We start from the raw sequence: 25,794 nt of genomic DNA, 5'->3' as shown, positions 1-25,794 counted from the left end.
AGTAGAAGACAGGGAAATAGGGGGCTTAGAAGGAGCAGGACGGAGTCCAGGCGTGGAGTGTGCAACTCAGTTCTGTTGCGTTTACAACTCGGAACAGACAGACTCTGTGCCAGGCCGAATCAGGCGGTGATACAGAAACAGCAGGGCGTCGTCGGGTTCCTGAAACTCGTGGTGGGTGCCGTTCATACACTCGATGCGGGCGCGCCAGAGCCGGTGTCCCGGCCTGGCGGGCCAGACCGACAGGCGGTAGCTGGCGCCGCCTGGGGCCTCGGCGGTGAGGTCATTCACGGCCGGCGTCCTAGAGCATTTGTCAAAAAGATGACATCTTTTTGACCGAGTGGAGCGAGTGAATTTCGCAGAGCAGGACGGAGAATGGAGCCGTCTGGGGTGCTCTTCTCCAGACGGCGGAATTCGGAGAACTGCTCTAGCGCCACAGCTCTAACTTCAGCGAGACGTTGGTCATGGGCGGCGTCAGGGTGATGCCGGTCTGCCCTTTGGCCGAAGCGGCGTCCACCCAGTCCCCTTCATCCGGCTCGCCGTTGCCGTTGGTGTCTTCCCAGGCCAGCAGCTCGTAGGGGGTGGCCTCCAGACCATCAATGCTGAAACTCTGCTGGTGGCCTGTGCCCGAGAGCGTCACGAAGCGGATGCTGCCTTCGTCGGCGCAGCCCAGGTCTACGCGGCAGGCAATCACCATGGCGCCCTTGAGGCTGTGGCCCTGCGGCGCGCTCAGCAGGCCTGTCACGCGCCGCTCCTTCTGGTCGGCGGCCGTGCCACCCAGGAGGCGTGGCCGGTTGTAGAGGCTGTCTCTGGCCTCGCCCTTGGGGTCGCCCAGCGAGAGCGTCTCGCCGTTAATTTTCCAGGTAAAGACCGACGGGGTCAGCTTGTGGTTCTCGTACACCTTGCTGGGCGAGCAGTTGTAGCCCTTGTTGTGGGCCGTGGTCGGCGTGAAGGTCAGGATATTGCCCTTCAGGGTGACCTTGCCCTTGCTGGTGGTCAGCAGCTTGGACGTGCAGCCGTAGGTAGACACCACGATGATGCCGTTTCGCTCGTAGCTGCCGTCTGCCTTGATGCGGATGATTTCGCTGGTGCCGCTGCCCTCGGCGTACTTGCCGGTGCTGGGGTCGTAGTACTCGATGGGCGACACGTAGCCGTATTCCCACTGGCCCTGGAGGGCGGCCGGAACGGTGGCTGCGTGGGCCGAGGTGGAGGCGAGGGCGAACAGAAGGGAGAGGCAGAGGTTGGTCTTGGTGTTCATGGTGGGCTCCTTGACTTGGTCGCTTTGACCGTTGCCATCACCTTAGAAAGATCAGAGTGACAGCTGGGTGACAGGGTCAGAACGGAGGCGGCGGGAGCACCGGGAAAGAGCGGGCAGAGGTTTGGCATGGCGGCTAGCAAGCTGCTTAGCGCCACCGTATATGCAGCAGAAGAGCCAGATGAAGGGTTAAGCGCAGAACCTCAGAGCCGCTGAGGCTGTCACCGCTAAGCGGTAGCCTGCTCAGCAGCGCAAGGCTCTGCCTCTCGCGGGCATGCCTCGTGAGCCGACTGCCCGCTGGCCTGCAATCCAAGAATGAATTGGCGGCCTTCCAAGTCGGCCTCAGCCAACTAAGCGGGCTCGTCGCCCCTCCCCTGCCACCCACACTTTCCAGAGCGGCTCCCAAACAGCGCGGAGGGCCTGAGCAACGACGCCTCAGGCCCCCCTTGTCCTCTTGAGTTATTCGGCGGGCCTGTGCCGCCCCTCAGGCTCGCCGTTACGGCGCTTCGATGCGGTGAATCGTCCAGGTGACGGTGCGCGTGGTGGGCAGGCCGTCCACCCGCAGCGTGAAGGTCTGCTGGCCGGTCAGGGTGGTCACGCCGTTTTGGGTACTCGCCTGGCCAGTCACCTTGAAGCCGCCCCAGCTGTGGGTGCGCTCGTTGGGCACGTCGCGGGCGTCGTTGCGGTCGCCGTAAGGGTTGCAGCCGCCCTTGAAATAGGTGGTGGTCCTGATCTGCCCGGGCACCGCCCGGGTCTTAGCCCCATACATGTACGAGAGGTTCAGGGTGTAGCTCCCGCCCGGTTCAAGCGTCAGGCCCAGCCGGTCGTCACCGGCCACCTGGGCGCTGGAATCCTCCTTGGAGGTGTTTTTCTGGATGTTGGTGCGCTGGCTGCCGTTAGCGCATTCCACGGCGTAGGCCGCGTCATAGTTGATGTGGTGGGCGTAGTCGCTCTTGAAGGTTGCCTGCGCGTCCAGGGCGGCATTGTGACTGTGTTCGCTGATGCCGCTGCCGCCCGTGATGGTGTAGACGGCCACCGCGTCGGCAGTTTCCAGATCGGTGCCGGCCGGTTTCTTGGTGGGGTCCAGCAGCACCGTCTCTTCCTTGCGGCGGTCCTGAACCGTGACCTTGCCGGTCCAGCAGGTGTCGCCCTGCACGTCCGAACAGGCCGGCGCCCAGTCCCGCACCTTGAGTGGCAGGGTTGAGGAGATGGGCCACATGCGGTACAGCAGCTCGGCGGGCATCCCCACCAGCCCGCCAAGGCCGCCCAACCCCGTGCCCAGGGCGTCCACCAGGTCAGCGGCCAGGGCCGCACTCTTGATGGTGGCCTGCACGGAGACCTCGCCTGTCTTCTCGACCGCTTTGGGCGCGTCGCCCAGGTCTTCTTTTTGCCGCAGGCCCTCGAAGTGCAGTTCGGCCACACCTCCTGCGTCGGTCTTGTCGTGCATCACTTCCTCGCCAGGGCGCGCGGCGACGACGCTGGTGTGCTGGTCGGCGTAGGAGCCGTCCCCCTGCGCCGCAAACACGCGCCAGCGCAGGTCAGCGCCCTCGACCGCGCCAGCGTTGGGCGCGCTGAAGTCCAGCCCGGCCACGTTAAAGGCCAGGCGAAAACAGTTGGCGTACTGCCAGTTGGCGCTCAGGTCATACCAGACCTTGGCGCGCGCCGTCACCACACCGTCGCCGTCGTGGACCATGCTCTGGGTGCGCTGAAGGGTGTCAGTATCGGTGGTCAGGTCCAGCTGGAAACTCGCAAACGTCAGCGTGAACTTCAGGTAACTGAGCAGGAGGTTCGCGTTGCCCAGCAGCCCAGCGGCGGTGTCCATAGGACTTTCGCCCGGCGCGGCGCTCACCGAGTCCAGATAGCCCAGCAGCTCACCGACCCCGGTGGTGATGACGCTGGCGGCGCCGTCCATGATGGTGCCTTCCGTGCCGCCGAAGGTGCAGGGCGGGGCGGCGTCCTGGGCCCGCAGCAGGGCGGGAGGCTGCGTGGGGACCGTGACGCCCCGGCTCTGGGCCAGACGCGCCAGCCCCCCCGACAGGCGCAGCAGCAGCAGGCTCTGCTGCGCCGCGTTCAGGGGGACCTGCTGCGGGGTCTGGCTGGTCAGCAGGTCGTTCGCCGGGCCGCCCAGGGCCACCACGAACCGCGCCCAGAAGCGCACGGTCGGCACCGCACTGCCCACCCCCGCCCGCAGATCAGCCTGAATGAGCGCCGGGAGCCGCACCGCATCCGCCTGGGGCCAGACCGTCTGAAGGGTCTGCGCCAGGTCGCCCAGCGTGATGGCCCCGCCCTGGGCCTGAAGATGGGCCAGCGCTTCGGGGTCATCGGCCGCCAGGGCTAGACCCAGCGCCGGTTGCGCAGCGGGCCGCACCACCTCACCGTTCAGGCGGCGCACAGCAATGCCCGCTTCGGCCAGGGCGTCGCGCAGCGCCGCCAGGTCACCGCTGGCGGCGCGCAGGGCTAGGGCGGCGGCGCGGCGGTCAAGCGCCGCCAATTCATCTGGCGTGACGACTGGCCCTGTGGGGGGCGTGCCTGGGGCAGGCGTAGGCGGGCCAGCGGGCGCAGACGGCGCCGAGCAGGCCGACAGCAGCAAGAGGGTCAGAAGAGAAATCAGGCGAACAGGCTGATGAAACATAGGTCTACCTCGGCCACGACGCTAATCAGCTGGGGATGACACGCTAGTGACAGGGAGGCCGCAGGCCCGGCGGCGCCGTGAGCGGCTTACAATCCTCATATGGCCCCTTTCAGCCCACCTGCCGGCCGGTGCGCCTGTGCCTGAGCAGGAGGCGCAGCTGTTCGCGGCCATGTTCCGGCGGTCGCCGATTGGCATGGCGCTGGTGTCGCCCGGTGGCCAGTTCATGACGGTCAACGAGGCGCTGTGCCGCATGCTGGGGTATACGGCCGAAGACCTGCTGAACCTGACCTTTCAGGACATCACCTTTCCCGATGACCTGAACAGCGATTTGCAGCTGCTGGGGCAGATGCTGGCCGGCGAGATTGACCAGTACGAGCTGCGCAAGCGCTACTGGCGCCAGGACGGCACCCTGCTGTGGACCCAGCTCAATGTCTCCCTGATTCTGAACGAGGACGGCGCGCCCGCTTTCTTCGTGTCACAGATTCAGGATATTGACGCTCAGGTCAAGGGCGAGACGCAGCTGCACGCCCTGAACGAGCGCCTGCAGCTGGCCCTGGAAGCCACCGAGGACGGTGTCTGGGACTGGCGGCCCCAGACAGGCGACCTGTTCGTGTCTGAACGGTTTGGGCGGATGCTGGGCCCCAGCGAACAGGCGCCGGCGACCCTGGACGCCTGGCTGGCCCGCGTGCATCCCGGCGACCTGCCTGGACTGCTGGCCGCCTACAGGGCTCATCTGGACAGCGGCACGCCCCTGAATACCGAGTACCGGGCGCGGCAGACAGGCGGCGAATGGCGCTGGTTTCAGCTGCGCGGCCGGGTCACCACCCGCGACGCCCAGGGCCGCCCCGAACGGGTCACCGGCACCCAGACCGACGTGACCGAGCGGGTTCGCGTGACCCAAGACCTCCAGATGGTCATGAACAATCTGCCGGCCCTGATCGGGTACTGGGACCGGGAACTGCGAAACCGCTTTGCCAACCCGACCTACACCGACTGGTACGGCTTCGACCCGGCCGAGATGCGGGGGCGGCATATTCAGGAACTGATGAGCCCAGAGATCTACGCGCTCAACCTGCCGCTGATGCAGCTGGCCCTGGGCGGCGAGCCGCAGCGGTTTGAAGGCACGCTCGTCGATGTCAGCGGCCGCCGCCGCACCATCGAACTGTCGCTGGTCCCTGACGGATCAGGCGAGGAAGTGCGCGGCTTTATTGCCCTGGGGATGGACATCACGGCCCGCAAGGCCGCCGAGCAGGCGCTGCTGGAACAGAAGGAACTGGCCAGGGTCACCCTGGCTTCTATCGGCGACGGCGTGGTCACCACAGATCCCCAGGGCCAGGTCACGTTTCTGAATGCCCCCGCCGAGCGCCTGACCGGCTGGACCCTGGCCGAGGCCCACGGCCGGCCCGTCGAAGAGGTCATGACGCTGCTGGAAGAAGACACGCTCACGGCGGTGCCCAATCCACTGCGCCAGGTGCTGCGGGACCACCAGACACTCAGCCTGGCCCGGAACACCAATCTGCGCAGCCGCAGCGGCCAGATGTACAGCGTCGAAGATTCAGCGGCGCCGATTCTGAATGAAGCCGGCCAGCTGCTGGGCGCCGTCCTGGTGTTTCACGACGTTTCAGACACTCGCGCGATGGCCCGGCACATGAGCCACCTGGCGCAGCATGACTCGTTGACCGACCTGCCTAACCGGCTGCTGCTGCGCGACCGGGTGTCGCAGGCCATAGAACGCGCCCGGCGGCAGGGTGGGCGGTTTGCCGTGCTGTTTCTCGATATGGACCACTTCAAGAACGTGAACGATTCTCTGGGTCACCACGTCGGCGACGAGCTGCTGCAGTCCATTGCCGGACGCCTGCGCGCGGCGCTGCGGGCGTCGGATACGGTCAGCCGGCAGGGCGGCGACGAATTTATCGTGATGCTGCCCGACATTCGGGAAACGGCAGATGTTGAAACGGTGCTCGGCAAATTGATGGAGGTCATCAGCGCGCCCTATCACCTGGCTGGCCACCGGGTTGACACCTCGTTCAGCATTGGTGTCGCCCTCTATCCAGAGGACGGCGAGGACACCGACACCCTCCTGCAGCATGCCGACGCCGCGATGTACCGCGCCAAGGATGAGGGCCGGGGCCGCCACCGCTTCTTTTCCCGGTCCATTCATGAGGCCAGCCTGGCCCGTCAACTTCTTCAGGCAGAGCTGCGCCGGGCCCTGGACCAGCGTCAGTTCAGTCTGGTGTATCAGCCCAAAGTGAACCTCTGGACGAGGCAGGTGCTTGGCGTTGAAGCGCTGCTGCGCTGGACGCGCCCGGATGGCCGGCCCATCTCGCCTCTGGAATTCATTCCGCTCGCCGAGGCCAGCGGCCTGATTGTGCCGCTGGGCGCCTGGGTGCTAGAAACAGCCTGCCAGCAGAGCCGCGCCTGGGCGCAGGCTTCAGGCGAGGAACTCGCCGTCTCGGTCAATATCTCAGCGGTTCAGTTTACGGACCCTGGGTTTGTGGACATGGTCGAGCGGTGCCTGCGCAACACGGGCCTGCCCCCCCGGCTGCTGGAACTGGAATTGACCGAAAGCATGCTCATCACCGATATCGCCCGCGTGCAGCAGACCTTGCGGGCGCTGCAGGCCCTGGAGGTGTGCGTTTCGATTGATGATTTCGGCACAGGCTATTCCAGCCTGAGCTACCTGCAGAACTTTCCGGTGCAGACCCTGAAGATAGACCGGTCCTTTCTGAAAACGGTGCCGGACGATCCACAGGCCTCGGCGGTGGTCGAAGCCGTGATTGCGCTGGGCCGCAGCCTGAATCTGGGCGTGATCGCCGAGGGCGTGGAAACCACGGAACAGGCGCGCTGCCTGCTGAATCTGGGGTGCGCGGCCATGCAGGGGTATCTGTTTGGGCGGCCCATGGCGGCGCCAGAACTGCTGGCCTGGGTTCAGGAGTGGCACAGGGGAGGCGACTCGTGGGAAGAGACCTGAGCCGTCTCCCCTCTCGTCAGGCATAAACGTCGTCCCAGATGACTTTCTCAGCTCAAGCTCGGAACGGTAGTTCAGGTATGCGATTGAGGAGTGACGACCTGGGCAAACCCGGTGGATCATGCCTGACGCCCGCACCAGTTGCGGCTCTTCAGGCCAACACCCCAGCGGCCGACCAGGGCCGTGGCACTGAACACGCACGTAGGACAGCTAGACTGGTCTGAAGTTCATTCGTTCGGCAGGGCACCCGTGGCCCTGTTCCTTCCCGCGAGGTGCCCCATGACGCAACTTCAACCCGGCGAGAAACGCAGGCTGTCCGACTTCCTCCCCGACCCGCGCCTGCGCGTTCAGGTCACGCACGACCTGGCCCAGGCCGATGTCAGCCTCTTCGGTCTGGACCGTGAACGAAAGCTCCGCGACGACCGGTATTTCATCTTTTATAACCAGCTTCAGAGCCCTGGGCGCGAGGTTACGCTGAACCTTGAGGGCGGCCGCGCCACCTTCGACCTTGACCTCTCGGCGCTGCCGGCCAGCATTGAGCGGCTGGTGTTCGTGATTTCGCATGACCAGCGGCCCATGAGCCAGCTGGGCCAGCTGCGCCTGAGCGTCCAGACAGCCCAGGGCAGCGAGCAGGCCGTCATTCCCCTGAACGGCACCCTCTTTACCGCCGAGCGGGCCCTGATGATTGCCGAACTCTACCGGCACGCTGGCGAGTGGCGGCTGGGCAGCGTCGCGCAGGGATTCCAGGGCGGCCTGGATTCACTCCTGACCTACTTTGGCGGTCAGGCGGTGGAGAACCAGACACCGCCTCCCCCAGCCCCCTCGGCGCCAGCACCCGCGCCTTCACCCGCTCCGGCGCCAGCCTGGACCGACCCGGCGCCTGTTCCTCCCCCAGCGCCGCCGCCACCCGCGCCAGGCCCCGGAACAGGCGGGTCCAGTGGGGCGGGGGGCCTGGGCACCAGCATCTCGGACTTTCTGCGGGGCAGTGCCGAGCAGGACCGGCCTGGCGACGTGTTCGAGCTGGAGTCAAGCAAGATGCTGGAGGTCAAGGTCAACGGGCGGGTCTGGAGCAAACTCGGGGCGATGATTGCCTATAAGGGCCGCCTCGACTTTCAGCGGGCCAGCACCCTCAGTGACCTGATGGGCGGCATGCGCTCGGGGGGGAACCGCATGGGCGCGCTGCTGGGCGCCGCCATGCGGATGGGCAGCGGCGAGATGGGGCCGCTGGTCAGCATCCAGGGCCAGGGGGTGTGCTACCTCGCCGATCAGGGCAAGGAAATCTCGATCATCCGGCTCCAGGGGGACACCCTGAACATCAACGGCAAGAGCCTGCTGGCGTTTGAAGACACCGTGACCCACGAGATCACCATGCAGCGCTCTATGGCGGGAATGGTGGCGGGGGGCCTCTTTAGCGTGCAGGTGCGCGGCAACGGTCTGGTCGCCATCCTGAGCCACGGGCAGCCCCTGACCCTGCGCGTCACGCCCCAGGAACCGGTGTTCACCGACCCCAACGCCACCATTGCCTGGAGCGACCACCTGCGGCCCGACCTGCGCGTCAGTCAGGACTTGCGGTCAATGTTTGGGCGTGGCGGCGGCGAAACCCTTCAGATGGCCTTTCAGGGCAACGGCTTTGTGGTCGTGCAGCCCTACGAAGAGGCGGCCGCAATGGAACATCTGCCGAATCATTAGCGGCGGAGATGAGGACCGACAGCAGTCCTCTGCCGTTTGTTACAGGCTCTCCGGCGTTTCGACAGAGCCGTGCAGCAACCCCAGAGTGACCTCATTGAGGGGCTCTGGGGTTCGACTTGCGGTTTGGCCAGCGTCTCCCCTCTTGTTCAATTCACTGCTGGCACTTCATGGGCGAGCAGAAGAAATCAACTGGGCCTGGGCTATGGCGTGTAGGCAAAGAGATATAGACAGTTGGCATGCAACCATCAAGGTATGGAGCCTTGGATGGTCACGAGGATTGAGACACTTGAAGGGCAGTACGGCACAGTCCCGCCGCCATGGGTAGTGTTTCCGAATGAGCATCCTTACAGCATGTGCTGGCGGATGGGTGGCGGAGAAGAGTTCATTATGGTGTGGTGGCCGTGGTGGAGAAGCCAAGCACTGGACGAAGCGGCACGAATCGAATATTTTCGGCAGTTTCCACCAGAGCCAAGATGGCTTGATTGGATGTTGGACGCCATCTGGGATCTCCCTTTGCCTGAAGGAGATGACGAGGAGGAACTGTTGGATCGAACGCCCTACTTCTTGAAGGCAGAGACTCTTGGTTTTGGAAGTCGTGAAGCTTACGAGCAAGACTTACAGGACCCTCGCCCCTAACCTTTACCTTTCGCCGTCAAGAACACCCTGGCCCAGCCGCCGAATCAGCGCCCACCGCCACGGCAGGGTGGGCCGCTCATTTACTGGGGCACACGCCGCCGGGCGTGTTGTTCGGCCAGCACCTTCCCGGCTTCCAGCAGTTGACGTTTCAGGGGTTCAAGGTCGTGCACCATCATGGACCGGACGAGGGCCAATTGCTCTCCGCTGAGGTGGGCCTGCACACCTTCTGGGGTGGTCTGGATTCGCCGGGCGCCCAGGCCAGCCAGCAGCCCACTCACCAGCAGCTGCTCTAGCTCGCCCTGCACCCTAAGGAGCCGCTGTGGATGGGTCGCCAGCCACAGCGCTTGCCGCACCGCCTCGTGGGTGCGCGCAGCGATGCTGCCCCCGAAGTCAGACAGAGCGGCAGGCGTCACCTGCGCCGCTGCCCCCAGGTACGCCTGTTCATCAGCTCCGTCCAGGTGGGCCCAGGTGGCGGCGCGGGTCTGGGCCAGCAGGGTCAGGTCCAGAACCTCAACCACCCGGGCGATTTCTGCGGCTGTTAACGACGGATCGTCGACAAGGTGACCCAACGCCTCGTCCTGCTCATCAGTACCGAGTTTTGCCAGATACAGCTGCGCTTCCCGGATACTGGCCAGCACCGACAGGTCCTGCGTGACTGGCAGGCCAGGGTCAATGTCATACAGCGTCAGGTCATGGGTCTGAAGATGGGTCAGCAGCAGGCGGGCCGCATTGCTGCGCTCGCCGCCCACCCCGCGGCGGGCGAGTTGCAGCAGCTTGAGGGCGCGCGTGCGCAGAGGGTGGTCAGCCGCGAGGGTCCGGGTCATCGGGTGGCTTCCAGGGAAATAGGCTTTAGGGGAACCGACCAGAGCAGTGAGCCCGCAATGACGACGTTCAGGCCCAGACCATCAGGGCGCCTCGGTGTGCTTTTGCCTTGCCGAGCTGACCAGAAGACGCCGCCAAGGCCACTGGGGCCATCCCAGCACCAGCCAGCTCCCCTAAGAAACAGCAGGGCCGTCACCCTCTCTACCACAACATCGTCCTCACGTCTCGACAGGCCTCCGCAGGCACAAAAAAAGCCTCTGGGGCCACAGGGGCCTCCAGAGGCAGCATAGCAGTGCGCGCGGCTCAGTCGGCCTGAGGTCGGCCACCATTTTCAAGGGCTTCGCGCCGGTTGGCCCGCAGCGACGAGAAGATAGACCAGACGATGAAGCCCACGCCAATCAGACCCGTGACCACTTCCGGCACATGCAGGTTCCGGTTGGTGCTCAGCAGCATGATGATGGCCAGCGCCAGGATGCCGTAGTGGGCGCCGTGTTCCAGGTAACGGTATTCAGCCAGCGTGCCTTTGTGAACCAGAAACAGCGTCAGCGAACGCACGAACACCGCGCCGATGGCCAGACCCGCCGCGATAATCACGACGACCTTGGTAATGGCGAACGCGCCGATCACGCCGTCCAGAGAGAAGCTGGCGTCCAGCACTTCCAGATACAGGAAGGCCGACAGGCCCGCTGCACCGGCCTTGGCGGCCATGTCGTCGGCATCGAACAGGTTGCCGATGGCGTTCATGGCCAGGTACAGCGCCAGACCAATCAGGCCGGCCATCAGGGCCGTGGTCTGTTCTGCAGGTGCCACCATGAACTTCGTGACCAGCATCAGCGCGATGACCGTCACGACCACCTGAATGGTGTCCAGTTTGCCGATGCCCGCCAGACGACGCTCGAAACCGCCCAGCCAGTGCACGTCCTTTTCCGGGTCGATGAGGTAGTTCAGGGCGACCAGCAGCAGGAAGACGCCGCCGAAGGCGCTGATGGCCACCTCGGCGCGCTCCAGGTATTCCGCGTAGCGTTCCGAATCATTCAGGGCCAGGTTGGCGACTTCACCAAAACCCAGGCCAGAGGTCAGCGCCACGATCAGGATGGGGAAAATAAGGCGCATCCCCACCACGGCAATCAGGATGCCCCAGACCAGAAAGCGGTCCTGCCACTTCTTGGTCATGTTCTTGAGGACCGAGGCGTTAACCACAGCGTTGTCGAAGCTGAGGCTGACTTCCATCACGCCCAGCACGAGCGCGATAAACAGGTAGTTCAGGGCCGTCCCGATGCCGCCGGTCTGAAGGCCGTACACGAAGGCCAGGATCAGAGAGACGAAGGTGACGCCAAAGGCAAAGATAAATTCTCGGTTGATCATGGTGTCCTTTGATAAAGGGGCCTCCCAGTCCCCAGGAGGGGCCGCCGGGAGGCGTGAAGAGTCAGGTGAAAAGAGGGTTAGACGTTCACGCCGTAGCCGCGGGCCATCGGGCCCAGGCCGCCAGCAAAGCCCTGACCCACCGCGCGGAACTTCCACTCGTTGTTGTGGCGGTAGACCTCACCAAAGACGACCGCCGTTTCGGTGCTAAAATCCTCGCCCAGGTCGTAGCGGGTGATCTCGCGGCCCGTGGCTTCGTCCACAATGCGGATAAAGGCGCCGCCCACCTGCCCAAAGTTCTGGCGCCGAGCGTCGGCCTCGTCAATGGTCACGCCCACAACGATCTTGCTGATGTCCTGCGGCACGCGGCTCAGGTCAACCTTGATGGTTTCGTCGTCGCCCTCGCCCTGCCCGGTGCGGTTGTCGCCGGTGTGCTCCACGCTGCCGTCCTGGCTACGCAGCTGGTTGTAGAAGATGAAATCGTGGTCACCGCGCACCCGGCCGCTGGCATTGAGCAAAAAGGCGCTGGCGTCCAGGTCGAACTGCTGACCGTCACTGACGCGTGGGTCCCAACCCAGGCCAACCAGAATGCGGGTGAGGTTCGGGGCTTCCTTGCTCAGCGAGATGTTGCCGCCTTTCGACAGGGAGAGTGCCATAGGGTCCTCCGGGGACAGGAATGAGGCGAAGGGAACTGGGGCGCGCGCAGCAACCAGGGGCTAGAGTTCGGCCCCTGGGCGCTTACAGGTGGGCGCGCATGTCGGGCAGGTTGTCGTGGTAGGTGCGCCCCGAAGCCGGCGCGCCGATGGCCTTGAAGGTCCAGTCCGTGCCTTCACGCTTCAGGCTGGCCATGATCAGGCCGTTGTGGTCCCCCTGTCCGGCGAGTTCGTAGCGGGCCAGTTCCTTTTCGCCCTGCTCGTTGATCAGCCGGCAGTACGCCGTCTCGATGCGGTTAAAGCTCTGGCCGCTGTAGTTGTTGACGCTCAGAATGACCGTCACCACGTTCTGCGGCAGCCGGTTGAGGTGAATGGTGATGGTTTCATCGTCGCCCGCGCCGTCGCCAGTGCGGTTGTCGCCGCTGTGGCGCACCGAGCCGTCCTTGCTCTGCAGCTGGCGAAACCAGACCTGATCCACCAGGGTGCCCGAGGCGTCAAACATCAGGGCGTTGGCATCGAGGTCAACCGCCTCGCGCCCCGCCCCGAAGCCCAGCAGGCCCTTTTTCTTGATGCCTTCCCAGCCCACACCCATTCGGACCGCCGTGAGGGTGGTGCCGCTGGTCTTCGCCAGACTGATTTGCTCGCCTTTTTTCAAACTTAATGCCATATCGCGTCTCCTTGAACAGAATCTACTTGCTGCCGGCCACCCAGTTAAACCCGAAGCCGTAATGCTCGTCACAGTCCTGGTGACCAAAGAAGTACCGCTCCTCTTTGGTCACGCGAATATCGCCGCCGATGTTCTCGATCAGGGCGATGCCGCAGAAGGTGCGCTGAATGTCCGGGTTACTCAGGTGCATCAGGATTTCATTGTCCTGGGTGTCTTTGAGTGACAGCCGGGCTCCCACCTGGGTAAAGTCGTTCGTGCCTTCATAGATGCAGGCAAACACCAGCACGGTATGAATCAGGTCGGGCCGGAAGATGGTGAGGTTCTCCCCGTCGGTGGCCGCGCCGGTGCGGTCGTCTTTGTCCAGCAGGATGTGCGGGGACAGGCGCTCGGACCCAAAGCGGTTGCCCAGGGCCTGAATGACGCTGCGGGTGCCGTCATTGAGGAGGAACATGCAGCCCAGGTCAAGGTCGGCCGACGCTGCTGCCCGCCCCAGCAACCCGCCCCGCTTGCCCCCACGGTCCCAGTTCAGGTTCACGCGAATCGGCTCGGCGTGACCAGACTTCTTGAGCGAAATGCGGGTGCTTTCGCCCTTTTTCTCCAGCGTGACCTTTTTGAGGTTGAGGGATGGAGCGCTGGGGGCGGGCGCCGCTGCCGGCGGCGGTGAGGGCGGCGGCGCGCTGGGCGCTGGGCGGTCCGAGACGGTTCCGCCGTAATGCTTGACCAGCGCGTCCAGGCCCCCATTGAAGCCTTGCCCCACCGCCCCGACCCGCCACATGTCCTTGAAGTAGATGTCAAGTAGCATGACCGCCCGCTCCTGCTGGAAGTCCCGCCCAGTCACGCGGTAGGTGGCCACCGGCTGGCCTCCGGCTGAGAGGGTGATTTCCGCGTGGTCAATCTGCCCAAACGTCCCTGCGTCCACCGAAGCCGTCAGGCTCAGGCGCCGGACGCTGTGGGGCAATCGGGTCAGGTCAATCTGAAAGACCTTTTCGCCCCGCACGCCGCTGTGCATCTGCACGGCCCCTTCCGGGGTGGCCGGCTGGTTATAGAACACCAGATACCGGTCGTCGCTCAGCTTGCCCGCCGGGTCCAGCCCGAACAGGCTCAGGTCGTAGTCGGCCGCTGGCCCAGTCACCCGGACCGACAGGGTCAGGATCTGGTGAGAGGTGAGCTGGTTCAAAGGGGATTTCTGGCCGGTTTGAAAGGTCAGCATGGAGGGCGAAGCACCACCTTGAGAAAGAGGTCGAAGAGCGGCTGAAGGCTGGGGTGAGGCGGGGCCCCGCGTCATCGTAGTGTGCGCGCGGGTCCGGTGTGCCCGATGTTGCCCTAGCGGCGTGAAGGCAGGATGCCCGCGCGCTGGGCGCCGAGCTGCCAGCTGTCCAGTTCGTGAACCAGCAGGTCAAACAGTTCGGCGTCGGGCACGCGGACCGGCGCCCTGACCTTGAAAAAGTCGGCATTGTCCACCGCGCGCCCGGTCAGGTCGTCCAGCTTCTCCAGAAAATCGAAGTTCACGCGGCCCTCTTCGATGCCCATGAACTTCCAGAAAATCGGTTTGCGGGACAGGTCGCGCATGAGCTTCACCACGTTATTCGGGTTGCTGGTGCCGCCGTCGGTGATGAGCAGCACCAGCGTGGGCAGCTCGCCGCCCTCTTTCTGAACATCTTCCTGAATCAGCTTCATGACCGGGCCGTAATGGGTGCCGCCTTCCAGGCGCACCCGCATGTTGGCCACGAAATCCTGGGCATTGTCCAGGCTGAGAGAGCCCTTGCGGTGGGCCTTGATGCCAAAGAGATACACCTCGACCTCACCGTCATCGTCCAGCCGGGCCGCAAGCGCCAGGGCGCGGTTGGCCAGGGCCTGCACGCTGCCGCTGCGGTATTCCTCCTGCATACTCGCGCTGATATCCAGCACCAGTTTGACGCGGTAGCGGGCCTCATCCAGCCCGCGTTTGGCCAGACTGACGGACGCGGCCTTGATCAGACTGACCAGCCCAGGCTGCGTCTGCTCGGCTTTGGCCAGCAGCACCTGCTGACGCTGCTTGACCAGGCTGACGGGCGCAGAGGTGACGGGCACCGGGGGCGCCGGCGCCGTCTCTTCGGCCACTTCCCCGCCAAAATGTTGTACCAGGTCCCCCAGGCCACCGTTAAACCCCTGGGCGACTGTGGCCAGCCGCCAGGCGCCGTCCTTGCGGTAAAAGCGCACGAGCATCACCGCCTTCTCGTCTTTCAGGGCGGGCCGGGCGTCGAAGGCGTGACCCCCCAGGTCTACGCTGAGGGTGGACGCCGCACTCAAGGGGAGGGTGGCGTGCGTGGCGGTCAGGTAGACCTCATCAATGTTCGGTCCCAGCCCCTTCAGATCCAGGGTGAACTGCTGGGAGCTGAGCTGCTTGAGCGCCCCGTCAGGCGACTGCGGCTGGTTGTAAAAAACCATCCAGCGGTCGTCTTTCAGCTGGCCGTCCAGCAGGCCAAACAGGGTGAAATCTGTGTCCGGAAGGTCACAGGTGACCGTCAGGGGGAAAGCGCCGTCCAGGCCCAACTGGGCCAGGGGCAAACGCTGACCGGCAACAAGTGTGGTCATGAACGCTCCTCATAGGGATTTCGCTTCATTTCAGCGGAGTGCCGGGAGACACCGCCTCCGCTTCCATACCGCAAAATCCGTCCTTTCTCCTCCGGTCGGCTGAGCCACAGAAAACTGCCAGGGCTCAGCAGAGGCCGTGTCAAGGACCACAGCGCCGCCAGAGAGGACAAAACGGGCGCTGCGTTCGTGCGACGAATGCAGCGCCCGCTGGAAAGGCAGACAGGTCAGCCGACGTTGACGCCGTAGTTGCCCGCCAGCGCGGCCAGGCCACCGGCGTAGCCCTGTCCGATGGCCTTGAACTTCCAGTCGGCCCCGTTGCGGTACAGCTCTCCGAAGATCATGGCTGTTTCCGTGGAGTAGTCCTCAGACAGGTCGTAGCGGGCAATTTCTTTGTCGTCGGCCGCATTAATCACGCGGATGAAGGCGTTTTGCACCTGCCCGAAGCTCTGCCTGCGGGCGTCAGCCTCGTGGATGGTCACGCCAAAGGCGATGCGCTGCACGTCGGCCGGCACGCCCGCAATCTTGACCTCGACGCTCTCGTCGTCGCCCTCGCCCTGCCCGGAGCGGTTGTCGCCGTTGTGGGTGACGCTGCCGTCTGCGGAGGTTTTGTTGTTGTAGAAGATGAAATCCGAGTCACCGCGCACCTTGCCCTGGTCGTTGAGCAGAAACACGCTGCCGTCCAGGTCGAACTCGGTGCCGTCGGTGACGCGGGGGTCCCACCCCAGGCCGATACGCACGGCGGTGAGGCCGGGGGCTTCTTTGCTGAGGGACACGTTGCCGCCTTTGGAAAGGGATACGGGCATGGCAGAACTCCTTATCGAGAGAAGGTGAAAGGCCGCTGGGCGTCCCCCGAGCTTACAGGTCGAATTCGGCGGGGTCGAGTTTCAGGGCGTGGACCAGTTCGCGCACGACCTTCTGCTCGTGCTCGTCAAAGGTGCCGTCCGCATTGCCGATCACGATGGCCAGCTGAATCACGGCGCGGGCTTCTTCGGGCTTTTTGATCTTGCCAACCACCTGCATGAGTTCGATCTTGCCAAAATCGAAATCGGTATCCAGCTTGCCGCAGTACTCGTCGTAGCGGGTGCGGAGCTTGTTGGTGTCAAACGCCTTGAGCTTGTCGCTGGACATGATGAAACCGGCGGTCTTGCGGCGCTCCTCGGGGCTGACCGAGCCGTCGGCCGCACTGATCAGGGCGCAGGCCGCCATGGTGGCGTCGGCAAACCCGGCATTCTGAAAGCGGGCCACATTCTGCTGCGCCAGGTCCGAGCCGTCTTGAGCCAGCTTCTTGAGTTTGTTCAGGAATCCCATGGTGATGCCTCCTCAGGGGGTGGGCCGCCTGACGGCGACCCGGAGCCTCATTATGTCGGCGTGCTGGTGAGCAGGAGCCACATTTGCTCCGGCCTTTCCGGGCGCCTGGGTCAATGCTTTCTTTAGACCGCGCCGAGCGACGGCAGGTAATGCAGGGCGTCGCCGGGCGTGGGGGGCAGGAGGCCATACAGGGCCGCGCGCTCGGTAATGTCCTGTGCCCAGCGGCGGTGCGTGGCAGGTTCACACATGCGGCCGTTCATCTGAAACACCGCTGGGGCGTCGGGTGCGAGGATTGCCTGCGCCTCCTCTAGCTCCTGGGCCGGCACCCGGTAGCCGCCCAGCACGGTCGGCAGCTGCACCGGGTGAATGATGGTCTTGCCCGACAATCCGTATTCCAGGTCCTGCCGGACCTCGCGGGCCAGCGTAGCGAGGTCACTGAAGACCTCGTACACCGGCGAGGACAGCTGAAATCCGTAAGGGCGGAAGATGCCCAGCAGCATACTGACGCTGCGTTCCAGGGGCCCCTCATAGAGGGTGCGGCCCGGTGTGCGGCGCACGCCCAGCACGTTCATCAGGTCGTTGCCCCCAATCCGCAGGCCCTCGACCTGCCCCTGCCAGGCCTCCTGAAAGATGAGGTCGCGCAGCACCATCATGCGGTGTTCGCTCAGGGCCTCGCGCGTCTCCAGGGTGAGCTGCGCGGCGTGGGTAGAGGGCAGCACGTCCATATACGCGCGCAGGTTGCCGTCGTGGACCTTGGGCAGGATAAAGCCGTGGACGCGCGACAGGTCGTGCCGGACCAGTTCGGCCAGAATCTCGGGTGACCGCACCCGCAGGTACAGGCGGCAGGTAAAGGGCTCTGCATGCTCCAGCTGCCGCAGGATGTTCTGGACAGCGGCGCCGACCTCTGTGTCGCGGATGGCGTCTTCGGTACACCAGACGTGGTTGGTCAGGCCGGGATATTTGCCCGCACTGATGGCCGCCAGCGCCGGATGTGTGGCGGGGGTATACAGGGTGATGCCAAGGTGGGCCATGGGCAGTCCTTATCGAATGAGGGCACAGGCCTGATAGGGCAGGTCGGCGTGGACGTGGACGGGCACAGCGCAGGCGTGGGCATGGGTTTCCAGGTGCTGGGTGTCCGGGTGACCCGTCTGGCGCAGCAGCAGCCCTGCCGGCGCGCGGCGCAGCAGAACGCGGGAAGCCTCACCCACACTGGGCTTAATGCGGTGCGGCTCTGTCACACCATACTGGGCCGCCACGCCCTGTGTGGCCGCAAAGGGGTTCACTGGACGCAGGCCAGGCACTATGGCCACCGGCACAGCCTGACTGACGACGTCCAGATAGGCGCGGGTGCGGTCATGGGGCTGTAGCCCCGCTTCGATCCTGACCGCGTGGCGCCCGTCGCCTTCCAGAAAGGTGCGGGACAGCAGGCCACAGACTGTGGCATTCAGCAGGGCGTGTGGCAGCAAAACGTCCTGAAAGGTCCCCGCGTAGGTGCTGACCCCCGCCGGGTCGCTCAGCACGGCCAGCCGGGCGCCGGGGACGCTGCGGTCCAGCGCTCCTCGGATGCTGCCCTTGCCGGTCCAGCCGTCCACGAAGATGACTTCACGGTCCGGGTGGGCCGCCAGGATTTCGCGGTAGGCCACGAGGTCCAGCCCCTCGTCGCGCATGATGCTGAGGCTGTGGTGCGGCCAGTCGAGCCCCTGCCGGGCGGCTGCGCGGCGCAGGAGTGCTCCGGCGGGGGTGCCGCCGCGCGCCAGCGAGACGAGCAGCGGCCGGCTGTGGTGCGCGGCAATTTGCGCGGTGACGCGGGCCACCAGCCCGGCCGTGCGGGGCGCCAGGAGGGGCAAGAGCTGGTCGAACGCTGCCCCCCAGACGGGCGCCGCCTCCGGGGTCAGGAGCCTGGCGTACGATGTCCCTTCACGCAGCAGCCGCTCTTTTTCAGTCACACTGACGAGCTGAGGCAGACCTTCGTTCAGGTGGAAGACCACGTCCTCCGGCGGAAAAGTATGGTTCACAGGTGGGCTCCGTTCGGGTCAAGGGCGCGGTCCAGCTGCGTGCCGGTGGGGGTCAGCCAGAACTGGCACGTCCGCATGAACGGCAGATCAGAGAGGCTGTCGCCCAGCCCCAGGGTCAGCAGGTGCGCCGGGTAGCGCGCGCGCACGAAGGCCACCGCCGCCGCCTTGGTCACCCCCGCGTGCAACAGGCTGATGTGGGACGGGTTGGCGATCACGGTCAGGCCGGGCAGGCCCAGCGCCCGAACCGCGTGGTATGCCGCCCGCAGGTCCCCCCGCTGGGGGTGCTTGAGGACGTGCATATAGGCCGCCCTGTCTACCTCGTGGGTGCTGAGCGTACAGCCGTGCTGCGCGGCCAGGGTGCCTAGCGCGGCCTGCACCTGGAGAACTGCCCCGTTGGCCAGCAGCGTCTGAATGTGCGCCGCCCACTCGGCACTGACCTGACCGTCCGGCTCCAGAATGGTGGCCCCGTGGTCGCAAATCACCTCTGCCGCAAACGGCAGTTGCACCCTGGCCACGGCGGCGGGCGTGCGGCCCGTGACCGGAATCAGGCAGCCTCCAGCCGCTTGCAAAAAGTCCATGAGCTGCCGCTGCGGGCCGGTCGTGTAGCTCTGGCGGGCCGCCACGGTATGGTGCGCGGCCAGCGCCAGATCGGCGTCCGGGGGGCACTTGGCCTGCGTCTGAAACAGGGTGTCGTCCAGATCACTGAAGGCGAGAAAGGCTGGCGTCACAGCACCACACTCCGGGCGTGTGGGCCGAGGAGTCCCAGCACCTCAGGCACCTCGCAGCCGGGCTCATGCACCACGAGAATGTCGCTGTACTCGGCCGGGTCAACGTTGTAGAGATAATTGGGCATGCCGTCGCCATAGTTGTCGGTGAATGTCAGCTTGTGCCGCATCGCCAGGCCCGGCAGCACCGGCGAGCGGGTGGTGGCGCTGAATACCACGCTGGCCACCTGAGGAGACAGGTGCTGCGCCAGGGCAAACGCCGGGTACTGGTGCTCGCCGGTGCCCAGCACCAGCAGCCGGGCCTGCGGGGTGAGGCCCAGGGCCTCTAGCCTGGGCAGGGTCAGAGGCCGGCTGGCCGTGCGCCTGGACTGCCCCAGATGGGGCCTCACCTGCGAACTGGTGACCTGCACAGGCGGCGTTACAGGCGGCTGCCAGGCCGGGTTCGGGGTGAACTGGTACTGCCCCTGCGTGAGGCTGACGAGCTGAAGCTGCGGGGTCAGGCGCGCCTGCAGGGCCTGGGGGTCTGCCCAGCTGGTCAGGCAGACCAAAATGACCCGCTCGGTCTGTGGGAAGCGCGCGCACCACGCCTGCGCGAGATTGGTCAGCGTGGTGCCGGTGGTGATTTCATCGTCAACCAGGACCAGGTCGCGGGCCGCGCCCGGCTCGCCTTCCGGCTGGTGCAGGATGTGGGCGGGGGCATGCGAATGCGGCTCGTCGAAGCGCAGCAGCACTGGCTCGCCTGTCAGATAGCGGGTGGTGTGCTGATAGGTGCCCGGCTGGTCGGGATGGGCGGCCTGCCAGGCGGCGTAGACCCCCTCGGCCAGCCCAGTGGCCGTTTCGGCCAGGCCAATGAAGTGGGGCCGGCGCAGGGACGGCAGGGCCGCCGCCAGGGCCTGGTGACTCCAGGCCGCCACCTCAGGAGAAACCGGAATGTGCTTGCCCAGCACCTTGCTGACGAAGAGAAAGCCGCGCTTGGGGTTTTCCCGGACGGCGTAGGCGACGAGGTCCGAGAGTGGCCGCTGCTCGTGGTCCAGCGTCAGGTGCAGGGTGCCGCTGGGCAGTGTGATGTGGTGGTCAGAGGACTGGGACATGGTGAAGGGCCTCACGCCCGGCGGGCGCGCTTGTCCTCCCGGACATGAATGGTCTGGGTGGGGGTCAGGACCTCTGGGCGCTGGACACCACTCAGGGCGTCAAACAGCAGCCCCGGAAGGTTGACGCCGGACGCCAGGGCGTTGCGGATGCCGCCCGAGGCGCGGGTGTTGATTTCCAGCAGGTGCGGCGCCCCCGCGCGGTCGTCGCGGGTCTGGAAGTTGAATAGGCCGCTCAGCTGATAGCGGCGCGCCATCTCGCGGGCCACCTCGACCAGATCGGGGCGGGGCTCGATGATCTGTTCCTGCCGGACTTTGCGACGGACCACGCACCCGAGCAGGTCGCCGTTCAGAGCGGCGCAGTCCACGCTGCGCTCGTCACCTTCCAGGGTGTGCATCAGCAGGTATTCGGGCCACGTGTCGGCGGCGGCGATCATTTCCCGGGCGGCGGCTGTACTCATCTCGTACAGCTGGCCCTTGAGAAAACTGTTCACGCGCGGCACGTCATTCAGAATCCGGAAGCCACTGGCGTAAATGCCCTCGGTGGGTTTCATGCACAGCCGCACGCCGTCCTGGGTCAGTGCCGCGCGGCCCGCATCAAATTCGTCCAGGGTCTGGAACATCACCCAGCGCGGCAGCGGGAGAAGGGTCTCGGGCCAGTCGGCCATGAACCGCCCCTTGTTGTTGATCAGGCGCAGGGTCTCTGGGGCCGCCGGCACGACCGCCTGCGGAAACCGCTCTGGCTGCTCGGCGAACTGCTCGGCCAGCTTGCCTGGCAGGAAGGCGTCAATGCGCAGCACGCGCAGCAGGTCTTCAATGTAGTCCAGGTAAGGCTCTGACTCGATATTTTTCGGCTCCAGCAGGGTGGTCATGCCGCATTCGCGCGCAGCGTCCAGCATGGCGTGATGGGGGTCGGTATGCGACACGACGACCTCATGGCCGCTGTACTGAAGCGCGCGCAACTGGTCGGCGGTGCCCGTGAAATTCTTGTTGAAATAAACCTTCATGGTGTCTCCGGAACATAAAACGGCAGGCGAAGGCCTGGGAGGTGAAGACCGACTTCGGGAGAGCCGCCGGCAAGAACGGCTCTCTCCAAGCGGCCCTGGACAGCTGCGCAGCACAGGGGGGCATTCGGCCGCAGAATTAGCACCCCCGTTCTGGGCTGCGGGCCTGACAGACCGAAGCCGTCTGACACGCCCAGGCCGTCCGCTCCCGAGTTGAATTGGCGTTCTGTGCTGGGGAGGGCCTCAGAATACGGCGGCCCTGACGCGACTCAGGCCAGGCTGCCCACGGCGATGTGGGTCGGGGTCAAAAAGACCTGACCGGGGCCGTCCAGGGTGTACACCAGCCCTTCGCCGCTGCGCAGAGAATTCCGCAGGCCGCGCACCAGCGGCCCCAGCCGGGGATTCATGGTGGCGGTGTACATCAGCATCATGTCGCCGTCCACGGTGACGGTTTCACCTGGGGGCACGTCCAGCATCTCGATTTCGTGCACGCTGACCGGGGACTCGATGACCAGGAGGCCACGGCCGTCCAGGCGGGGCTGCATGAGCCCGTTGCCGCTGAGCGCCCCCTGCACTTTGCTGTGCTGGTGGGTGCTGAGCCGCAGCGTGCCCTGCGCGGCGTAGTAGGCCTTATCGTCCACCAGCATGCTGTCGCCACTTTCCATGTTGGCAAAGACGAAGTGCTTGTGGGTGGGTTCCGTCCAGACCTCGCCCGTGCCCGAGACGCGGGTGCCGTAGGCCGATTCACCGGTGCCCGCGCTGCGCATAGCGCGGCCAAGGAAGCCGCCCGCCTGGCCCGGCTGCTGCTGAATCACCTCGAATTTCAGGCGGCCGTGGGCGTACGAGAGAATGCCCGGCTCCAGAACCACACTGTCCTCCTGAAGCGTGAACTTGATCTGGCGCTGGCCGGTGTCGGCGTAAATCTCCCGGAAGGTGGGTTCCTGCCCAGCAGCCCCCTGAATCAGCTGAGAGCTGACCTTGCAGATCGCATACAGTTCGGCCGTCAGACCGCCGTTCTGTTCCTTACTGAGCGCAATGCGGTAACTCATGCCCCTAGAGTAAGTGAGGGTGAGCGGCTTGTGCGGAGATCTGAGCTGCGCCCTACGGTGGGGAAGACCGCAGAGGCCTCAGCACCCGGTTTGAGCAGGCTGATGACCTGTAGGGACAAGCCCTTTGACACTGGCCCACGAGCAGACTCCCTTCTGGCACAAGGCACATGGACCGGACAGGCTGAGTACAGACTTGACTGTGGGAGTTCGTAGTGAGCAGCCAGGTACTGAAGCCTTATCGTCACCGCCCACAGGGGCTCGAATCAAGTTCGTGAATGCAGCACTTTTGACTGGCCAGCGCACGGGACAATCTGAAACCCTTTGTAGCTCTGGGATGTGCAGACCTATAAAGCCTATTTCCCCATATTTGAACGGGGTTAATGAGCAGTTGGTGGGTGATGCTAGTCCCCATCTATTCGGCGAACCCCCACAGTTCAATCCTGTGCCCCGGAGTCCTCGCTACTGCCTATTCTCACCGGCTTAGACGACCCTCCTGAGCAACCGGTCGCCATTCATCAGATACCCACAAAACTAAATTGATGAGGCAAGATGAGGGACCAGCAGCCCACACTTCAAGGAGTGATCTTATGTCTCGTCTCCTTCAGGTCTCACACGGCAGCGCCGCACCCACACGCCACGTTGCGTCCCTAGACGCCCTCCGGGGCCTGGCCGCTTTGGCGGTGGTGTTCTTTCATCTCTCACTGATTGCACAGCAAAGTTTGGATTCTCATCAACAGGGCTTACAGACAGCGTTGCAGACGGCTCGCCTGACTCCCCTGTTTGTCTTTTTTGCTGGATCCGAATCCGTGCTGGTATTTTTTATTCTCAGTGGCTTTGTGCTGTACCTGATGCTTAATAGCCGGGCCATGCCGTACACGGTTTATGTTCGTCGCCGGCTGCTGCGCCTGTATCCGCCGTACCTCGTGGCGGTGCTGATCAGTGTGGTGCTGGTCGGGCTGCTTGGGGGGCACCACGCCCCAGGCTTTGGCAGCTGGGTCAACAGCGTGTGGCAACGGCCGCCGGACTTTATTACGTTGCTGCACCACATCCTGGTGATTGGCAATCCAGACACCGAGCCGTACAACTTCGTGCTGTGGTCTCTGGTGCAGGAAATGCAGATCAGCCTGATCTTTCCTCTGCTCTACGCTGCGGTGCTGCGGTTTAAACCTGCCGGGGTGCTGGCGGGCTGCCTGGGCCTTAGCGTCCTTGCCAACGTTCTGGCCCTCATCCTGGCCCACACGTCACCAGGGCTGGCGTACCTGCTCACCCCTTACCTCGACTCTCTGCATTACCTCATTTTCTTCGCTGCTGGCGCCCTGATGGCCCGGCGCAGCGCCACTCTGGGCCGCTGGTACGGCGCCCTGTCCGTCTGGCGCAAACTGCTGCTAATTGCGGGAGGGCTGGCCTGCTACACCTACGGCCACCTGCTCATGGTTCACTTTGGTATCGCGTCCCGCATCGGAGACCTGCTGATTCTGCCCGGCGCCTTCATGCTGGTGCTGCTGTTTTCGCACTCACAGCGGGTCATTCAGCTGTCCCAGCATCCCGCGCCGCAGTTTCTGGGCCGCATCTCTTACAGCCTGTACCTGTATCACGGCGTCACCCTGCTGGCGGTTGTGTTCGGCCTGGGCCGTCACCTCGCTCTGGTGCCTTTGCTGCTGCTGGCGCTGATCCTGATTCTTCCTGTGTGTACCCTCGCTTACTCCGCCGTCGAACAGCCGGCTATTCAGTGGAGCCGGCGAGGCGCCCGGCGGTCAGTGGTTCCGCCTGCCTCTGATTAAGGAGGTCGCCGCTGTTCTGTGCATACATCAACCCCAGAGGGCTGTGAGAAAGAGCCTTGGAGGAGGCAGAAAAGGTTATGGCGCTTCCCGGATTTGGCAGCCTCAGTCTCTCTAGCCCCGCCCCCCGACGTCTGGTCGGTGCACTGAATGACCGTTGACCAGCTCACCCAGCTCCGCGCAGGCCGTACCTTAAAGCAACAGAGATTGACTGCCCGCCAGGCTTCTCGCTCATCAGGGCCAGCTGTCAAAGGTGCCAACCATGGAACACGACGTCAGTCCCTCTTCACTGGGTTCGGCCCAGCTTCCAGACCTCGCGCCGCCGCTGGCGGCTCTGCCCTCTTCCCCACTGGCCCGGCTGCTTAACAGTCTGGCGGTGCGGCCGGGCCTGGCGCGGGGCCTGTCGGACGGCTTGATTGTGCTGACGGTCTGTCTTGGGGGTCTTGGGGCACTGATCGGATTTCAGAAGCTGTCGTCGGTTCAGCGCCCACCTCTGGCTGGGATGGCCGAACTGCGCGCGCAGCTGCTGGCCTTGCCACCAGAGCCTGACACCACGCAGGACACCACGGTCAGTGTGTCCTCGCCTGGCGTGTCCCTGCTGGTGTCTTCGGGGACGATAAACCGGTCACCAGACCGGGTGAAAGTCAGCACGCCCCGCGCTGAGCCACGCCCCAAAACGGCTGTTCAGGTCAACCAGGCAAGCGTCCGGGCCGCCACCCCCAATACTCCGCTGGCCAGGCCCATGACCGGCGAGGCCAGGACCGTCATCCTGCGCCTGACCCGCGTGGCCGGGTTCATCATTCCTGAGGCGGTGCTGGAACGGCCCACTGGGACCACCGACGTGGCGCGGATGATGGCCACTGTCGGCAGAACCGTCCCTGCGCGCACCCTGCTGGCCCTGCAAAATGCGCCGTCTGACCCACAGGTGATTGCCAACCTGACCCAGCAGCTCCGCAGCCCTATGCCCCCAGTGACTGCCCCACCCCCGGTGCAGGAAAGACCAGCCGCCGCTGCGGCGCCCCGGCCCACGCCACAGCCGAGTGTCTCCAAGGTGCCAGAGTCGGCCGCCAATCTGGTGCAGGTGCCCCAGAAGATCCCCACCGTGATTCTCAGCACCGCCTCCGCCACGCCCACGCAGCTGGAAGTCATCCTGAATGACCCCCTCCCCGTCAACTGGCTTCAGGCCATGACCGAGCAGGCGGTTACGCCACTAACTCCAAGGAATTGAAGACGCGCCTCAGGCAAACAACAGGGCGGGTGCTGTGGCGTGGGGCCGGCGTTGATGAGACCGGCGCGGGGGCACAGGCAGGGTCGGTTTAAGCCCCCTTTACGCTCATTCCTAGCTTTGAAGGCTGCTCTGCTGCTCATCGCCTGTGGGGAAGGTGCCATCAGAATGCCGAGGCTAGAGGCACAGCTGCTTTCTGAACGTCTGGAGCTTTGAGCCGCCACCTAAAGAAGCCCCTGGCAGCTCCGGACTCGCTGTGGGGCGCTGATTCAGTGGCGCGGCAAGCTGCTGACATTGAGAGCTGACGAACCACACATTTTTTGGATCAGGGTTTCTGAGCCTCTCTA

21 protein-coding genes are annotated in these 25,794 nt (G+C 64.7%); 4 read left to right on the top strand and 17 right to left on the bottom strand.

Annotated elements, in window-relative coordinates; translation table 11 throughout:
- Positions 1 to 81 precede the first annotated feature (81 nt).
- The 3 genes from GO986_RS22595 to GO986_RS12495 form a co-directional block, all read right to left on the bottom strand.
- Positions 82 to 288: a hypothetical protein gene (locus GO986_RS22595; RefSeq protein ID WP_198170642.1), complete on the bottom strand. Its 207-nt coding sequence runs from the start codon at positions 286 to 288 to the stop codon at positions 82 to 84.
- Positions 289 to 424: 136 nt separating this feature from the next.
- A complete protein-coding gene (locus GO986_RS12500; protein WP_157459642.1) occupies positions 425 to 1,255 on the bottom strand; it encodes a hypothetical protein in 831 nt (276 codons plus the stop codon).
- A 493-nt stretch (positions 1,256 to 1,748) separates the two neighbouring features.
- The gene (locus tag GO986_RS12495) at positions 1,749 to 3,884 is read right to left on the bottom strand and encodes a hypothetical protein (protein WP_157459641.1); all 2,136 of its coding nucleotides are present in this window, start codon (positions 3,882 to 3,884) and stop codon (positions 1,749 to 1,751) included.
- 136 nt (positions 3,885 to 4,020) lie between these two features.
- On the opposite strand from GO986_RS12495, the gene GO986_RS12490 reads away from it, so the two are divergent.
- Both GO986_RS12490 and GO986_RS23445 read left to right on the top strand, forming a co-directional pair.
- The gene (locus GO986_RS12490; protein WP_157459640.1) at positions 4,021 to 6,855 is read left to right on the top strand and encodes a sensor domain-containing protein; all 2,835 of its coding nucleotides are present in this window, start codon (positions 4,021 to 4,023) and stop codon (positions 6,853 to 6,855) included.
- A gap of 276 nt (positions 6,856 to 7,131) precedes the next feature.
- Positions 7,132 to 8,541: an AIM24 family protein gene (locus GO986_RS23445; protein ID WP_157459639.1), complete on the top strand. Its 1,410-nt coding sequence runs from the start codon at positions 7,132 to 7,134 to the stop codon at positions 8,539 to 8,541.
- Positions 8,542 to 9,257: 716 nt separating this feature from the next.
- Here the strand turns inward: GO986_RS23445 and GO986_RS12480 are convergent.
- From GO986_RS12480 to GO986_RS12415, 14 genes are all read right to left on the bottom strand, one after another.
- Positions 9,258 to 10,001, bottom strand: a complete 744-nt coding sequence (locus GO986_RS12480) for a hypothetical protein (RefSeq protein WP_157459638.1) — start codon at positions 9,999 to 10,001, stop codon at positions 9,258 to 9,260.
- Positions 10,002 to 10,302: 301 nt separating this feature from the next.
- Positions 10,303 to 11,364, bottom strand: coding sequence for a DUF475 domain-containing protein (locus GO986_RS12475; protein ID WP_157459637.1), 1,062 nt, complete (start codon positions 11,362 to 11,364; stop codon positions 10,303 to 10,305).
- 77 nt (positions 11,365 to 11,441) lie between these two features.
- Positions 11,442 to 12,017, bottom strand: coding sequence for a TerD family protein (locus tag GO986_RS12470; protein ID WP_157459636.1), 576 nt, complete (start codon positions 12,015 to 12,017; stop codon positions 11,442 to 11,444).
- Between the two features lie 82 nt (positions 12,018 to 12,099).
- Positions 12,100 to 12,681, bottom strand: a complete 582-nt coding sequence (locus GO986_RS12465) for a TerD family protein (protein WP_157459635.1) — start codon at positions 12,679 to 12,681, stop codon at positions 12,100 to 12,102.
- 22 nt (positions 12,682 to 12,703) lie between these two features.
- Positions 12,704 to 13,891, bottom strand: a complete 1,188-nt coding sequence (locus GO986_RS12460) for a TerD family protein (RefSeq protein ID WP_157459634.1) — start codon at positions 13,889 to 13,891, stop codon at positions 12,704 to 12,706.
- Positions 13,892 to 14,004: 113 nt separating this feature from the next.
- Positions 14,005 to 15,255, bottom strand: a complete 1,251-nt coding sequence (locus tag GO986_RS12455) for a VWA domain-containing protein (protein WP_157459633.1) — start codon at positions 15,253 to 15,255, stop codon at positions 14,005 to 14,007.
- Between the two features lie 224 nt (positions 15,256 to 15,479).
- The gene (locus GO986_RS12450) at positions 15,480 to 16,058 is read right to left on the bottom strand and encodes a TerD family protein (RefSeq protein ID WP_157459632.1); all 579 of its coding nucleotides are present in this window, start codon (positions 16,056 to 16,058) and stop codon (positions 15,480 to 15,482) included.
- A 52-nt stretch (positions 16,059 to 16,110) separates the two neighbouring features.
- Positions 16,111 to 16,563: a tellurite resistance TerB family protein gene (locus tag GO986_RS12445; RefSeq protein WP_157459631.1), complete on the bottom strand. Its 453-nt coding sequence runs from the start codon at positions 16,561 to 16,563 to the stop codon at positions 16,111 to 16,113.
- A 122-nt stretch (positions 16,564 to 16,685) separates the two neighbouring features.
- Positions 16,686 to 17,594, bottom strand: coding sequence for an HpcH/HpaI aldolase/citrate lyase family protein (locus GO986_RS12440; protein WP_157459630.1), 909 nt, complete (start codon positions 17,592 to 17,594; stop codon positions 16,686 to 16,688).
- A 9-nt stretch (positions 17,595 to 17,603) separates the two neighbouring features.
- Positions 17,604 to 18,578: a cysteine protease StiP domain-containing protein gene (locus GO986_RS23440; protein WP_369409342.1), complete on the bottom strand. Its 975-nt coding sequence runs from the start codon at positions 18,576 to 18,578 to the stop codon at positions 17,604 to 17,606.
- Positions 18,575 to 19,306, bottom strand: coding sequence for an HAD family hydrolase (locus GO986_RS12430; RefSeq protein WP_157459629.1), 732 nt, complete (start codon positions 19,304 to 19,306; stop codon positions 18,575 to 18,577). Before GO986_RS12430 ends, GO986_RS23440 begins: the two co-directional genes overlap by 4 nt.
- The gene (locus GO986_RS12425) at positions 19,303 to 20,394 is read right to left on the bottom strand and encodes a phosphoribosyltransferase domain-containing protein (protein ID WP_157459628.1); all 1,092 of its coding nucleotides are present in this window, start codon (positions 20,392 to 20,394) and stop codon (positions 19,303 to 19,305) included. The genes GO986_RS12430 and GO986_RS12425 overlap by 4 nt, the downstream gene beginning before the upstream one ends.
- Positions 20,395 to 20,405: 11 nt before the next feature.
- Positions 20,406 to 21,398: an ATP-grasp domain-containing protein gene (locus GO986_RS12420; RefSeq protein WP_157459627.1), complete on the bottom strand. Its 993-nt coding sequence runs from the start codon at positions 21,396 to 21,398 to the stop codon at positions 20,406 to 20,408.
- Between the two features lie 266 nt (positions 21,399 to 21,664).
- Complete coding sequence (locus GO986_RS12415) at positions 21,665 to 22,444, bottom strand: AIM24 family protein (RefSeq protein WP_157459626.1); 780 nt, start codon at positions 22,442 to 22,444, stop codon at positions 21,665 to 21,667.
- A 539-nt stretch (positions 22,445 to 22,983) separates the two neighbouring features.
- Between GO986_RS12415 and GO986_RS12410 the strand changes: the two genes are divergently transcribed.
- A complete protein-coding gene (locus GO986_RS12410) occupies positions 22,984 to 24,225 on the top strand; it encodes an acyltransferase family protein (protein ID WP_157459625.1) in 1,242 nt (413 codons plus the stop codon).
- A 259-nt stretch (positions 24,226 to 24,484) separates the two neighbouring features.
- Positions 24,485 to 25,450, top strand: a complete 966-nt coding sequence (locus GO986_RS12405; RefSeq protein WP_157459624.1) for a hypothetical protein — start codon at positions 24,485 to 24,487, stop codon at positions 25,448 to 25,450.
- The last annotated feature ends 344 nt before the right edge of the window (positions 25,451 to 25,794 follow it).

It is taken from the genome of Deinococcus arboris (assembly GCF_009755355.1).
GTDB lineage: Bacteria > Deinococcota > Deinococci > Deinococcales > Deinococcaceae > Deinococcus > Deinococcus betulae.
Note: the sequence above shows the minus strand (reverse complement) of the source record. Positions and strands in the feature narration are given on the sequence as shown.